At 68.0% G+C, this 13,440-nt stretch carries 12 protein-coding genes; 5 read left to right on the top strand and 7 right to left on the bottom strand.

What is annotated here, in order from left to right:
* From IT182_03965 to IT182_03935, 7 genes are all read right to left on the bottom strand, one after another.
* Window positions 1-747: NAD-dependent epimerase/dehydratase family protein (locus tag IT182_03965; protein MCC6162487.1), on the bottom strand; the 747-nt coding region annotated here is incomplete at its 3' end.
* Window positions 748-798: 51 nt separating this feature from the next.
* Window positions 799-2,241: an undecaprenyl-phosphate glucose phosphotransferase gene (locus tag IT182_03960; GenBank protein ID MCC6162486.1), complete on the bottom strand. Its 1,443-nt coding sequence runs from the start codon at window positions 2,239-2,241 to the stop codon at window positions 799-801.
* Window positions 2,235-3,392, bottom strand: a complete 1,158-nt coding sequence (locus IT182_03955; GenBank protein ID MCC6162485.1) for a glycosyltransferase — start codon at window positions 3,390-3,392, stop codon at window positions 2,235-2,237. The genes IT182_03960 and IT182_03955 overlap by 7 nt, the downstream gene beginning before the upstream one ends.
* A 5-nt stretch (window positions 3,393-3,397) precedes the next feature.
* Window positions 3,398-4,513 carry a glycosyltransferase family 4 protein gene (locus IT182_03950; GenBank protein ID MCC6162484.1) on the bottom strand — a complete coding sequence of 372 codons (1,116 nt, stop codon included), beginning with the start codon at window positions 4,511-4,513 and terminating at the stop codon, window positions 3,398-3,400.
* A 98-nt stretch (window positions 4,514-4,611) separates the two neighbouring features.
* On the bottom strand, window positions 4,612-5,427 hold the full coding sequence (locus IT182_03945) for a glycosyltransferase family 2 protein (GenBank protein MCC6162483.1): 816 nt from the start codon (window positions 5,425-5,427) through the stop codon (window positions 4,612-4,614).
* On the bottom strand, window positions 5,424-6,563 hold the full coding sequence (locus tag IT182_03940) for a glycosyltransferase family 4 protein (protein MCC6162482.1): 1,140 nt from the start codon (window positions 6,561-6,563) through the stop codon (window positions 5,424-5,426). The genes IT182_03945 and IT182_03940 overlap by 4 nt, the downstream gene beginning before the upstream one ends.
* The gene (locus tag IT182_03935; protein ID MCC6162481.1) at window positions 6,563-7,663 is read right to left on the bottom strand and encodes a glycosyltransferase family 4 protein; all 1,101 of its coding nucleotides are present in this window, start codon (window positions 7,661-7,663) and stop codon (window positions 6,563-6,565) included. The genes IT182_03940 and IT182_03935 overlap by 1 nt, the downstream gene beginning before the upstream one ends.
* Window positions 7,664-7,748: 85 nt before the next feature.
* On the opposite strand from IT182_03935, the gene IT182_03930 reads away from it, so the two are divergent.
* From IT182_03930 to gmk, 5 genes are read left to right on the top strand one after another with little or no spacing between them, the layout of a single operon-like run.
* On the top strand, window positions 7,749-9,044 hold the full coding sequence (locus IT182_03930; GenBank protein MCC6162480.1) for a UDP-glucose/GDP-mannose dehydrogenase family protein: 1,296 nt from the start codon (window positions 7,749-7,751) through the stop codon (window positions 9,042-9,044).
* Window positions 9,045-9,048: 4 nt separating this feature from the next.
* Entirely contained in the window at window positions 9,049-10,074 is a 1,026-nt protein-coding gene (gene galE / locus IT182_03925) for a UDP-glucose 4-epimerase GalE (protein MCC6162479.1), read from the top strand.
* Window positions 10,075-10,078: 4 nt separating this feature from the next.
* The gene (msbA, locus tag IT182_03920; GenBank protein MCC6162478.1) at window positions 10,079-11,881 is read left to right on the top strand and encodes a lipid A export permease/ATP-binding protein MsbA; all 1,803 of its coding nucleotides are present in this window, start codon (window positions 10,079-10,081) and stop codon (window positions 11,879-11,881) included.
* Window positions 11,882-11,889: 8 nt separating this feature from the next.
* Window positions 11,890-12,762, top strand: a complete 873-nt coding sequence (locus tag IT182_03915) for a YicC family protein (GenBank protein MCC6162477.1) — start codon at window positions 11,890-11,892, stop codon at window positions 12,760-12,762.
* Between the two features lie 4 nt (window positions 12,763-12,766).
* On the top strand, window positions 12,767-13,396 hold the full coding sequence (gmk, locus tag IT182_03910) for a guanylate kinase (protein MCC6162476.1): 630 nt from the start codon (window positions 12,767-12,769) through the stop codon (window positions 13,394-13,396).
* Window positions 13,397-13,440 lie beyond the last annotated feature (44 nt).

The following is a 13,440-nucleotide window of genomic DNA, read 5'->3' as shown; positions in this document are numbered from 1 at the left end:
GGCGATCTGGGTGATCGTCAGCTCGTGCGGATTGCCGATGTTGACGGGCTCGTTGACGTCCGACTCCATGAGCCGCAGGATGCCATCGACGAGGTCGCTCACGTAGCAGAAGCTGCGCGTCTGCGATCCATCGCCGAAGATCGTGACATCCTCGTTGCGCAGCGCCTGGCTCATGAACGCGGGCACCGAGCGTCCGTCGTTGATGCGCATGCGCGGGCCGTAGGTGTTGAAGATCCGCACGATCTTGGCGTCCACCCCGTGGTACCGGTGATACGCCATCGTCATGGCCTCGGCAAAGCGCTTGGCCTCGTCGTACACGCCGCGCGGCCCCACGGGGTTCACGTTGCCCCAGTAGGTCTCCTTCTGCGGATGCTCGAGCGGATCGCCGTACACCTCCGACGTCGAAGCGAGTACGAAGCGCGCCTTCTTCTCCTTCGCGAGGCCGAGCGCCTTGTGCGTGCCGAGCGCACCGACCTTCAGCGTCGGGATCGGCAGTTCGAGGTAGTCGATCGGGCTGGCGGGGCTCGCCCAGTGCAGCACGGCGTCGACGGGACCCTCGATGTAGATGTAGTTGGTGACGTCGTGCTTGATGAACGTGAAGTCGCGGTTGGCCAGGTGCGCGATGTTCGCGATGTCGCCCGTCAGCAGGTTGTCGATGCCGACGACGGTGTAGCCACGATCGAGGAGCGTGTGAGACAGATGGGAGCCGATGAAGCCGGCAGCTCCGGTGATGACGACGCGTGGCATGGTCCTGAACCTTGGATGGTGCGCACGGGCGTCGGCCCGTGCGAGACGAACTCAGTAGGCGTGCTTGTGGAAGAACCCCTTGACCACGGTGAGCCACATGATCTTGAGGTCGAGCATGAGCGACCAGTTCTCGATGTAATAGAGGTCGAACTCGATGCGCTTCTCGATGGACGTGTTGCCGCGCCAGCCGTTGACCTGTGCCCAGCCGGTGAGGCCGGCGCGCACCTTGTGGCGCAGCATGTACTGCGGGATGCGCTGCTTGAACTGGTCGACGAAGAACGGGCGTTCGGGGCGCGGACCGACGAGTGACATGTCGCCGCGCAGCACGTTCCACAGTTGCGGCAGTTCGTCCATGTTGCTGCGCCGCAGGAACTGTCCGATCGGCGTGCAGCGCGGGTCGTCTTCGATGGCCCACACAGGCCCCGAGTTGCGCTCCGCGCCGTCGTACATGGAGCGGAACTTCCAGACGTAGAACGCCTTCCCGTCGAGCCCCATGCGTTCCTGTCTGAACAGGGCCGGGCCGGGCGACGTGAGCCTGATGACGAGCGTCAGGATGGCCATCGGGATGGCCAGCACGAGGAGGCTGCCCGCCGCGAGCACCACGTCCATCGTGCGTTTCAGGACGGCGTTCAGGCCGCGCAGCGGCCCGTCGTGGATGTTGATGATGGGGAGGCCGTCGAGGTCTTCGAGCCTGGCGCGCAGCGAGATGATCTGCAGCAGATCGGGGACGACGCGGATCTCGACGATCTCGCGGTTGGCGTTCTCGACCAGCGCCAGCATCTTGACGTGTTCGTCGAGCGGCAGCGCGACGTAGAGATGGTCGACCTTCTCGCGTTGCAGGATGTCCTGCGTTTCCTCGAGCGTACCGAGCAGCGGCAAGCCCCGGTAGCCGAGATGCGCACCACCCTCGGCCCTGTCGTCCACGAAGCCGACGACCTTGAGGCCCAGTTCACGGTGTTCGAGGATGCGATCGACGACAAGACGTCCGAGATCGCCGGCACCGGCCACGAGGACGCGCTTCAGGCCGACACCCGCGCGCCAGCGGCGTTCGAGCCAGTCGCGGACGGCGACGCGGATGAGAAAGGTGAGCCCGACGTTGATGGCCAGGAACAAGCCCCACACCAACTGGCTGACTTCGAAGGCGCCGCGGTCCTTGAGCTGATCGGGGACGTAGTAGGTCTGGACGTACAGCGTGGTCACCACGCCGAGGACCACCGCCAGGACGCTGCCGACAAGGACACCGAAGAAGTCGTCGATGCGCGACCGCCCGCGCCGGAGCCGGTAGACGCCGTGCAGATGGAACGCGAACGGAACGAGCAGGCCAACGAGCGGGGCCAGCCAGAGATACTGCGAGAAGGGCGGATAGCCCTTGGTGACGGCGATAAGGCCGGAGTGGAAACGGATCCCGTAGGCGAGCAGGAAGGCGACGACACCGGCCAGCCCGTCGGCGAGCACATGAGCAGCGGCGAGGAGCCGCGCATGGCGCCTCACCATCGCACGTCCGTGGGGGCGGCCCCCATCAGGTCCTTGACTGCCTCGGTCATGTTCGTCACGAACCGCTCCGCCGAAAACCGCTCGGCCTGCTCCCGGCACCTCGTCACGGACCAGGACATCGCCGCGGCCTGCCTGATGCCGGCCGCCAACGCGTCGGGGCCCTCACCTGTGAGCACGCCCGTTTCGCCGTCGATGACCGTCTCCATGACGCCGCCGCGGCCAAGTGCCACGACAGGTGTGCCGCAGGCGTGCGCTTCCACCGGCACGATGCCGAAATCTTCTTCGCCCGGCATCAACACCATCGACGCCGAGCGATAGTACTGGCGAACCGCCTCATCCGTGACGGCGCCTACGAACTCCACATCGGCACCCGCCATCGCCCGCAGGACCCGTTCCTCAGGGCCCTGACCAACGATGGTCAACGGCATGCCCACCAACTGACAGGCTCGAATGGCGACGTCCACCCGCTTGTATGGCACCAGCGCCGACACCACGAGGGCACCCTGGCGGCGCGCCTCCGGATCCGGCGTGTGGTACACGGTATCGACCGGCGGGTGGACCACCGCCGCCGAACGATTATAGTGCGCGGCGATTCTCCGCGCAACGTGTTGAGAATTGGCGAGATAGCGGTCAGGTCGCCCGCTCGTTGCGCGGTCCCACGCGGCAAACGCCGCCATCGTCGGCCGCATGACCGCGGCGCCGACCCGCCCGAGTCGCTGCGGACCGAAATACGCCTCGAACTGGTCGTAGGCGTAGCGCACCGGCGTATGGCAATAGCAGAGGTGTCGCGCTCCCCGCGGAGTCTGCACGGACTTGACCACGCAGTGGCTGCTGGAGATCACCAGGTCGGCCGGATTCAGACGGAGCGCCGCCAGGGCGGCGGGATACAGGGGAAGCAGGTGGCGATAGTACCTGTCGACCTGTGGCACATGCTGGAGCACGGATGTCCGGATCGTGTGGCGCTCGATGGTCGCGCTCGCTCGACCCGGCACATGGATCAGCGTGTAGACCAGAGCGTCGGGGAACATCCGGCACAGGGCTTCGAGGACGCGTTCGCCGCCGCGCATGCCGGTGATCCAGTCGTGGACCAGCGCCACCTTCAGTCCCGGGATCACGGGTCCCGGGGCCGCCGCGACCTGAACGGGCTCCACCGTCGTCACCGGACGGCCGCCGTTTCGCGGTAGATGCGAAGAATCGTCTCGGTCGTCCGCGCCCACGAGTAGTGCTGCGCGCGAGCCAGGCCGCGCAGTCGCATCTGCTCGCGAAGGGCCGGGTCGAGCAGTGCCCGCCGCAGCCCGTGTGCGATGGCCGTCGCCTCGCGGGGGTCCACGAGGATGGCCGCATCGCCGACGACTTCCGGTAGCGAGGAGACGTTCGACGTGACCACGGGCGTGCCGCTCGCCATGGCTTCGAGTGGCGGCAGGCCGAAGCCTTCGTAGAGCGACGGGAAGGCGAAGACCGTGGCGAGGCGGTACAGGGCGGCGAGCGTGTCGCGACCGACGAACCCGAGGAACCTCACATGCTTGTGCAGTTTGCCGCGATGGACGGCCCGCCGCAGCGTCGGGTACTTGCTGATCTCGTCGCCGATGATGAGCAGCTTGGTGTTGGCGAGCGAGCCCGTCCGCACGAGCGCGAACGCTTCGATGAGGCGCTCCAGGTTCTTGTGCGGCCTGATGTTGCCCACGTAGAGGATGAACGGATCGTTCAGCTGGAAGCGCTGCTGCACGCGCGCGATGTCCTCGTCGGCAGGCGCGGTGTCGAAGCGCTCGTCGATCGCGTTGTAGGCGACGGTGATTTTGTCCGGCGGGATGCGGAAGAAGCGCAGGATGTCGCGCTTGGACGCTTCGGACACGGTCAGCACGTGCGCGGCGCGGTGCGTGGCCGTCCACATGAACGTGCGCGCGTACGTGTATGCCAGCCGGTTGGGCAGGTACTGCGGGAACATCAGGTGGATGCAGTCGTGGATCGTCACGACCGACGGGCACGTCACGAGCGGCGGCAGCACGTAGTGCGGGGCGTGGAAGACGTCGGCCTTCTCTCGCCGCACGATCGCCGGGACCGAGAACTGCTCACGCAGGGAATAGTTGCCTGCCGGGCTGATCACGCCTCGTACGTTCGGACCGAGCGTCCGCGTGAACTCGATGTCGTCCGGCCGGCTGATGAGGACGTACTCGTTGTCGGCATCCAGTGTCGGGATGTGCGTGACGATGTTGCGGACGTACGTGCCGATGCCGTAGTCGCGCAGTTTCCGGATGTCGATCGCCACACGCATTCGTTCGGCGAGTCTAGCATTCGCAACGTCCGGCAACGGGCAACCGGCAACCGGAGGCGCCAGGGGGATGGAGCGTTTCCGTATGGTGCGAAGGGGCGTCAGCCCCTTCGTCGGACGGCGAGGTACCACTGGAGGGGGCGAACCCAGCGGGGGTGGTGTTTGCGGTAGAAGGCAAGCTGGCTGGCGCGGTAGTGATCCCGGGTTGCGGCGGGCGCCGTGGCGCGCGAGCGGCCGCGGAGGTGCGTGACCTCGACCTCCGGCGCGTACAGGATGCGATGGCCGGCGGCTCGCAGCGACGCGCAGAAGTCGACGTCCTCGCAGTACATGAAGTACCGCTCGTCGAGGAGCCCCACCTGCTCGGCGGCGGTCCGCCGGACCAGCAGGCAGGCACCGCTGACCCAGTCGACGAACCGCCGGCGCTGCATCGCCGCGACCACGCGCCTGCACAGCCAGGCAGGGCCGCTATCGCGCGCCCACTGCCGCAGTTGCTGGCGGATCTCCCCGACGGGGGAGATCATGGGCCCGTACGACAGCTCCTGGACGCCGTTGCCATCGAGCAGGGCAGGACCTGCAGCCGCCGCCCCAGGCGTCGCCGCGAGGGCGCCACACAGCGCGTCGAGCTGACCGGCGCCCACGAGCGTGTCGCTGTTGAGGAGCAGCACGAACTCGCCGCGCGTTCGCCTGATGCCGATGTTGTTGGCCGCCGCGAAGCCGACATTGCTCGGGAGGCGGACGACGTCGACCCGCGGCCATGCCTTCGCGACGGCATCCGGCGTGCCGTCCGACGAGGCGTTGTCCACGACGATCAGGTCCCATTCGCGTGCAGGGGGAGACGCGTGCACCGATGCAAGGCAGGCGAGGACGTCTGCCTGTGCGTTGAACGTGACGACGACGATCGAGAGTGAGGCCGTCACGCGGGCGTCTCCACGTCGCGCCGGCCCGTCGATTGGCCGCCCGCCGCCACCACCACGTCCCACGTACGCCGTGCGGCATCGTTCCACTTGTAGCCGGCGACGAGCGCATCACCCGCGGCGATGCGTGCGGCCCGCTCGACCGGATCCTCGACGAGGCGCGTCAACGCGTCAGCAACGGCTTGCGCGTCTCCGAGGGGGACGTACGTGGCGGCCGCACCGTAGACCTCGCGCGCGACAGGCGTGTCCAGCACGATCGCGGGCAGGCCGCCGCGCATGGCTTCGAGCGGCGTGAGGCCGAAGCCTTCGTACTCGGAGAGAAACGCGAAGACGCTGGCCGACGCGTACGCGGCCGCCAGATCCGCATCGGACACGTAGTCGCGCAGGCGCAGCACGTCGGCCGCGCCGGCGTCGTGCGCGATGCGCTCGAGATCCTGCCGGGGCGACGTCCGGTTCTCGCCAATCACGTCGAGTTGCAGCCCCGGGATGCGCCGTCGGGCCAGCGCGGTGGCCTCGATCAGGAGCGGCAGATGACGACGCTCGAAAATCGACCCGACAAACAGCACGACCGGGACTGCTGCGGCGGGTGCCTGCGGAACGGGCGGCGCATCGAGATAGTCGACCGCCAGCGGCACCACGTGGATGCGATCCGCGGAAACGCCGAGATGTCCGGTGATTTCGGCGGCGGAGAATCTCGTCAGCGTGAGGACGGCGCGCGCGCGGCGGGCCGAGAGACGTGCCAACAGGCGGAGTCGCAGGCCGTGCGTCCATGCGTACCACTCGGGCCGTGCCGCGAACGACACGTCGTGGATCGAGACGACGGTGGGGCAGGCAAGCCGGAGCGGCGCCGTGTAGGCGGGCGCGAAGAACACGTCGACGGCGTCGGCGCGCACCGCGCGTGCAAGATCGCGCTGTTGCCACAGCGTGCCGCGCGCGCCACCCACAACGCGCCACGTCGTTCGCGCACCCGGACCAGACGAGTGGTCCAGCGTGGCTGGTGCCTCGAACGGTGCATACAGCAGGAGCTGCGACCCGTCGCACGCGGGCATCCGCGTCCAGCGCGCGATCAGTTCGCGCAGGTACCGGCCGACACCCGTGGGGCGTCCACCCAGCTCCGATGCGTCGATGGCGACTCGCATCAGCGTGCCGCCCGTCGCGCCGTCGCGCCCGCATACGCAGCCCAGAGCCGCTCGGCCGACGCGTGCCAGGAATAGTGGCGTGCTCGGACCGCACCGCGCGCGCGCATGGTGTCGAGTCGTTCGGGAGACGCGAGCAGGTCGGCCATCGTCGTGGCGATGCCCGACGGGTCGTCGGGCTCGACGTACGCCGCGGCGTCGCCACAGACCTCGGGCAGCGCGCCCCGCCGCGACACGACGACAGGCACACCGGCGGCCATGGCTTCGACGGCTGGCAGTCCGAAGCCCTCGTCCCACGACGGCAGAATGAGGACGCGTGCGGCGTCGTAGAACGCGCGCCTGTCGGCGTCCTGCAGGTAGCCGACGTGGCGAACGACGCCATGCAGGGGCGCACGTTCGAGCCGTGCGAGCAGTGGAGCGGCTGATGCGGGCGCGCCGCCGGCCAGCAGGAGCGGAATGCGGAGTCCTCCCGAGATCAGGGCCTCCCAGGCGTCGAGCAGCCCGCCGACGTTCTTGCGTGGTTCCAGCGTGCCGACAAACACCACCGGTCCGTCGATGGGGACGCCGGAGCGAGGCGTCCAGTCAGGCGCGCCATTCGGGCATGTCACCACGCGGGCAGGATCGACGTCGAGACGCTGGACGACCTGCGCCGCCACCGTCTCCGAGACCGTCACGACCAGGTCGGCGCGTCGCGCATGATCGGTCACCAGTGCGGCGTAGTCGCGTCTGATCTCGGCCTGCGTCGCGTCGGGGTGGTCGAGGAAGAACAGGTCGTGGACGGTGACGACCTGCGCTGCGCGACTGGCCGGCAGCAGGAGGGGCGTGGGGGAGTGCGCCACGGCGGCGTCACCGGCAAGCCACTCGACGGGCGGCCACGCCAGGCGGTGCCAGGCCCAGTTCAGGACTCGCACCGGCACACGCGCGTCCACCGCGTCGATGCCTGGAGCGGGCGACGCGAGGCGGTCCTTCCAACTGCTCGAGAACACGGCGACGCGGGCGCCCTGCGCGGCGGTCTCGCAGAGAGCGAGCGCCGTACGATGGACGTACTCGCCCACGCCGGTCCGGGCGCGCAGCGCCGGCCGATAGTCGAGCAGCACCCTCACGGCACGTATGCTAGCGTAAGGCGTTCGGCCGCTCGTCGTGCGTCCTCTCTGGCGACGCGAACGAGGACGGCGGGAGGAGCGCGGAGTGAAGATCGCAGTCGTGGGGACCGGCTACGTGGGTCTGGTGGTCGGCGCGTGTTTCGCGGAGAACGGTAACGACGTCATCTGCGTGGACTCGAACGCCGAGAAGGTGAAGGCCCTCAAGCGCGGGAAGATCCCCATCTACGAGCCCGGGCTCGAAGAGATCGTCAAGCGCAACGCCGCCGAGAAGCGCCTCACGTTCACCACCGAGCTTCCGGCCGCCGTCAAGGCGTCCGGCATCATCTTCATCGCGGTGGGCACTCCGGAAGCCGAGGACGGCTCGGCCGATCTCAAGCACGTGCTCGGCGTGGCGCGTGACGTCGCGCGTGCCATGGACGGCTACAAGGTCATCGTCGACAAGAGCACGGTGCCTGTCGGGACGTCCGAGCGGGTGCGTGAGGTGATGCGCAAGGAGACCTCGCACCCCTTCAGTGTGGTGAGCAACCCCGAGTTCCTGAAGCAGGGCGCCGCCGTCGACGACTTCCTCAAGCCCGATCGCGTGGTGATCGGGGCTGACGATGAGCGCGGGGCGAAGGTGATGACCGAGCTGTACGCGCCGTTCACGCGGACGGGCGCGCCGATCATGGTCATGGACTGCGCGAGCGCGGAGCTGTGCAAGTACGCCGCGAACGCGATGCTGGCCACCCGCATCTCCTTCATGAACGAAGTCGCGCGCGTGTGCGAGTTGTATGGCGCCAACGTGGACCAGGTACGCCGCGCGGTGGCCTCGGACGCCCGCATCGGACCGTCGTTCCTGTTCCCGGGCGTGGGCTACGGCGGCAGTTGCTTCCCGAAGGACGTCAAGGCGATCCTGAAGTTCTCGCGCGACAAGGGCTACGACTTCAAGATCCTCGACGCCGTCGAGGACGTGAACGCGCAGCAGAAGAAGAAGTTGCTCCAGATGATGCGCCAGCGTCTGCGGACACTGAAGGGCAAGACCATCGGCGTGTGGGGGCTGGCGTTCAAGCCGCGCACCGACGACATGCGCGAGGCACCGGCCATCACGATCATCGAGGGGCTCCTGAAGGCGGGGGCGACCGTGCAGGCGTACGACCCTGAAGCGCGCGAGACCGCCCGCCGCATCTTCGGCGACAGGATCACGTACTGCAGGAATGCCTACGACGCGCTCAAGGGGGCAGACGCGCTCGCGCTCGTCACCGAGTGGAACGAGTTCCGTGAGCCCGACTTCGCGCGCATGAAGAAGCGCATGAAGGCACCGGTCATCTTCGATGGCCGCAACATCTACAAGCCCGACGCGATCGCAGCGCAGGGATTCACGTACTACTCGATCGGACGATAGCGCGATGGCCGTGCTCGTGACCGGCGGGGCAGGGTACATCGGCAGTCACGCCGTGAAGGCCCTGCTCGCCGCCGGACGCCGGGTGGTCGTGTTCGACGACTTCTCGGCCGGTCATCGTGGCGCGTGCGCGGCGCTGCAAACGGTTGCGGCGCGCGACCAGTTGACGGTTGTCGAGGCGTCCATCGCCGACACGGATCGCGTGGCGGAGACCTGCCGAACGCACGACGTCGACGCGGCCATGCATTTTGCCGCATGGCTGTCGGTGGCCGACTCGGTGCACGACCCCGCCGGGTACTACCGCAACAACGTGGCGGGCTCGATCGGCCTGTTCGACGGGTTGTGCCGCGCAGGCGTCACGCGTCTCATCTTCTCGTCCACCTGCGCGACGTACGGCGAGCCGCAGCGCGTGCCCATCGACGAGACGCACCCGCAACAGCCGATCAATGCGTACGGCGAAACCAAGCTGGCCGTCGAGCGTGCGCTGCCGCACTTCGAAACGGCATACGGGCTGCGTAGCGTGGCCCTGCGCTACTTCAACGCCGCCGGGGCGGATCCCGATGGCCTGCTCGGCGAAGACCACTCGCCCGAGATTCACATCATCCCGCGCGCCATCTTCGCGGCCCGCGGCACCGACTCGCTGCATGTGTTCGGCACCGATTACCCGACGCCGGACGGCACGTGCCTGCGCGACTACATCCATGTCACCGATCTGGCCGATGCGCACGTGCGCGCGCTCGAATCGCTGGAAGCGGGCAGTCCGTCGGCGCGTTTCAACGTGGGCACGGGCGTGCCGCGCTCGGTGACGGACGTCATCGACGCTGTGTCGCGTGTCGCCGGACGTCAGGTCCCGCACACCTTCGGACCGCGTCGACCTGGCGACCCGTCGACGCTCTTTGCGGCCAACGCCGCGATTCGTGAGGCGCTCGGCTGGGAGCCGCGCTACGCCGAACTCGACGCGATCGTGGGCACGGCGTGGCGCTGGTTCGACGCGCACCCGCACGGCTACGGCGACCGGGGATCCGTCTGCTGATCGAGTGACTGTCCTCCTCAGGCTCCTTCGGTATGCGGCGCCGTATCGGGGGCGCCTGGTCGCGGCCTTCGCGGCGATGGTGGCGTATGCCGCCGCATCGGCGGGCGTCGTCTATCTGATCAAGCCGATCTTCGACCAGGCGCTCGGCAACCAGTCGCAGTTGAACACGATCGCGCTGGCGATCGTCAGCGTGTACCTGATCAAGGGCCTGGGGGCCTATCTCTCGGCGTACTGGATGACCGACGTCGGGCAGCGCGTGGTGCGCGACATCCGCGATCAGATGTTCGGTCACGTGCTCGGCCAGTCGGCGGCGTTCTTCTCGCGGCGATCGACGGGCCAGTTGCTGTCGCGCGTCAACAACGACGTCAACCAGGTGCAGCAGGTCGTGTCGCAGACGATGGGCGACTTGATCCGCGAGGGCATCACGCTGGTGGCGTACGTCGGGTTGCTCTTCTACCACGACGCCCGTCTTGCGCTCGTGTCGCTCACCGGCGCGCCCGTCCTCATCTACCCGCTCGTCCGCCTCGGCCAGCGCGTGCGGCGCCGCGGACGGCGTTCGCAGGAGCAGCTCGAAGTCCTCACGCACATCACGGCTGAAGCCTTCGGCGGTCACCGCATTGTCAAGGCATTCGGCGCGGAAGCCCGCGAGCAGGCGCGCTTCGAGGAGGCGTCGCAGCGCGTCTATCGCACGAACATGCAGGTGACGAGCACGGTGTCGGCGTTACCCCCGCTCATGGAGTGGCTTGGTGGCATGGCCGTGGCCGCCATGATCTGGTACGGGTCGTCGCAGATCGGTCAGGGGCGCCTGACGATGGGCGAGTTCATGCTCTTTGTCACCACGCTGTTCCTGATGTACGAGCCGATCAAGCGCCTGAGTCGTGTGAACGCCACGCTCCAGCAGGCCATGGCGGCGGCGCAGCGCATCTTCGAACTGCTCGACACGCACACGGAAGTCACCGACGGGCCGAACGCCGCCACCATGGCCAGGCCCGTATGCGGCGTCGAGTTCAGGGACGTGAGTTTCGCCTACGCCGATCGCGAGCGCCGTCGCGTGCTCGATGGCGTGTCGTTCCGCGTCAATGCCGGTGAGATCGTCGCGATCGTGGGGCTCAGCGGCGCGGGCAAGTCGACGCTCGTGAACCTGTTGCCACGCTTCTATGACGTCACGGGCGGCGCGATCCTGATCGACGACATGGACGTGCGCGAGGTGACGGTTCGATCGCTTCGATCGCAGATCGGTCTGGTGACGCAGGAGACCGTGCTCTTCGATGACACGATCGCGCACAACATCGCGTACGGGCGTCCTGACGCATCGATGGCGGAGATCGAGGCGGCGGCGCGCGCCGCGCACGCGCACGAGTTCATCGCGCTCCTGCCCGAGCGCTACGAGACGCGCATCGGCGAGCGCGGCGGACGTTTGTCGGGAGGACAGCGACAACGTCTGGCCATCGCGCGCGCGTTGTTGAAGGATCCCCCCATCCTCGTGCTGGACGAGGCCACCTCGTCGCTCGACGCCGAATCCGAGCGACTCGTGCAGGATGCGCTGCAGGTGCTCATGCGCAACAGGACGTCGTTCGTGATCGCGCACCGGCTCTCCACGGTGCGCAGCGCCGATCGCATCATCGTCCTCGAGCACGGGCGGATCGTGGAGACGGGCAGGCACGACGAATTGCTCGCGCGGGATGGCGGCGTGTACAGCCGTTTGTACGCGCTACAAGTGTTCGGCGCCAATGGCGCCGATTCGACGCCGTCCGCGACAGGCTCACCTGCGATGTCCAACGCGGCGCCGGCGATGGGAGAACCATGATCGTCTCGATGACAGGGTTTGCGGCAGCCACGCGGGAGACGCCGGAGCTGTCGGTCGACGTCACGCTGCGCAGCGTCAATCACCGGCATCTCGACGTCCAGTTCCGCGTCCCGCAGTCGGTACAGACCTTCGAGACGGCGCTGCGCACGGCGATTCAGCAGCAGGTGGCGAGAGGTCGCGTGGACGTGACCATCGCCGTGCAGGAGCGCATCGAGCCGGTCAGGACCATCGCGATCGACCACGAGCTGGTTCGCGCCGTGTCCGAAGCGTTGACACCCGTGCGGGAGAGCGGACTCGTGACGGGGGCGCTCCAGCCCGGCGACGTGCTGCGCCTGCCGCAGGCCCTCGTCGTGCGCGAGGAGCGGGCGGGCGTGGATGGTGCCCGTCTGGAAGCAGAGGTGATGGGAGCACTCGACGAGGCCTTGCGGGCCCTCGGCGTGATGCGGCGCACGGAAGGGCAGTTCCTGGCGTCGGAGCTGGAAGAGCGCCGGCATGCGTTGATCGCGCTCGTGGACGAGGTCGAGGGCGCCAGCCGCGACGGCGCCGCCGCCCTCGAGCAGCGCCTGATCGAGCGGGTTGCCGAACTGCGGCGCGACCTGCAGGTCGACGAGGCCGCGGTCGCACAGGAAGTGGTGAAAGTCGTGTCGCGATCGGAAATCCGGGAGGAACTGGTCCGGCTGCGGGCGCACCTGGCGCACTGGGTGGAACTGGTGGCCGGGGACGAGCCTGTCGGCCGCAAGCTCGATTTCCTGCTGCAGGAGATGAACCGCGAGGTGAATACAATAGGCTCCAAGGCCGAAGGGGCCCGCGCATCAGCGCTGGTCGTGACCGCCAAGGCCGAGCTCGAGAAGATGCGGGAGCAGGTCCAGAATGTCGAGTGACGGCATGACCGTCGACGGCCAACTCTTCGTCGTGTCGGCCCCATCAGGGACCGGCAAGACGACGGTCGTCGAGCGCCTGGTGCAGGTCGTGCCGGACCTGACGATGTCGCGCAGTTACACGTCGCGCCAGGCCCGTGCGGGCGAACGCGACGGCGTGGACTATAATTTCGTGTCCCGCGAGACCTTCGAGGCCATGGTGGCCCGGGGGGCGTTTCTGGAGCACGCCGACGTGTTCGGCAACCTCTACGGAACGGGCCGCGACGATGTCGAACGCCTGATGGCGTCCGGCAAGGACGTGGTACTCGTCATCGACGTCCAGGGGGCCGGGCAGGTCCGCGCGGCGGGGATTCCGCTCGTCACGATCTTCGTGCTGCCGCCGTCGTTCGAAGTGCTGGAGCAGCGGCTGCGAGGACGGGGCAAGGATGCCGACGCCGCGATTCGTCGCCGGTTGGACACGGCGAGAGGCGAGGTAGCGGCCTTCGAGGACTACGACTACGTGGTCGTCAACGACGACCTCGATGCCTGCGTGATGGCCATGCGGAGCATCATCCTGGGCGAGCGCGTGCGACGGCCCCGGATGCGGCGCACGGCTCACGCCATACTCAAGACGTTCGGCGCCCAACCGGTCGCCTGAGCAGCCCGGTCACGCGGCCGGGCATCACCGGAACCAGGACCTGT

The organism is Acidobacteriota bacterium, assembly GCA_020845575.1.
Taxonomy (GTDB): Bacteria; Acidobacteriota; Vicinamibacteria; order Vicinamibacterales; family Vicinamibacteraceae; genus Luteitalea.
This window is presented reverse-complemented; position numbering and strand designations above follow the sequence as displayed.

Excerpts from the sequence above, each read along its gene's own strand:
- galE (MCC6162479.1), top strand. The coding sequence starts at position 9,049 with ATGGCCGTGCTCGTGACCGGCGGGGCAGGGTACATCGGCAGTCACGCC.
- gmk (MCC6162476.1), top strand. The coding sequence starts at position 12,767 with ATGACCGTCGACGGCCAACTCTTCGTCGTGTCGGCCCCATCAGGGACC.
- IT182_03940 (MCC6162482.1), bottom strand. The coding sequence starts at position 6,563 with ATGCGAGTCGCCATCGACGCATCGGAGCTGGGTGGACGCCCCACGGGT.
- IT182_03960 (MCC6162486.1), bottom strand. The coding sequence starts at position 2,241 with ATGGTGAGGCGCCATGCGCGGCTCCTCGCCGCTGCTCATGTGCTCGCC.
- IT182_03915 (MCC6162477.1), top strand. The coding sequence starts at position 11,890 with ATGACAGGGTTTGCGGCAGCCACGCGGGAGACGCCGGAGCTGTCGGTC.
- IT182_03950 (MCC6162484.1), bottom strand. The coding sequence starts at position 4,513 with ATGCGTGTGGCGATCGACATCCGGAAACTGCGCGACTACGGCATCGGC.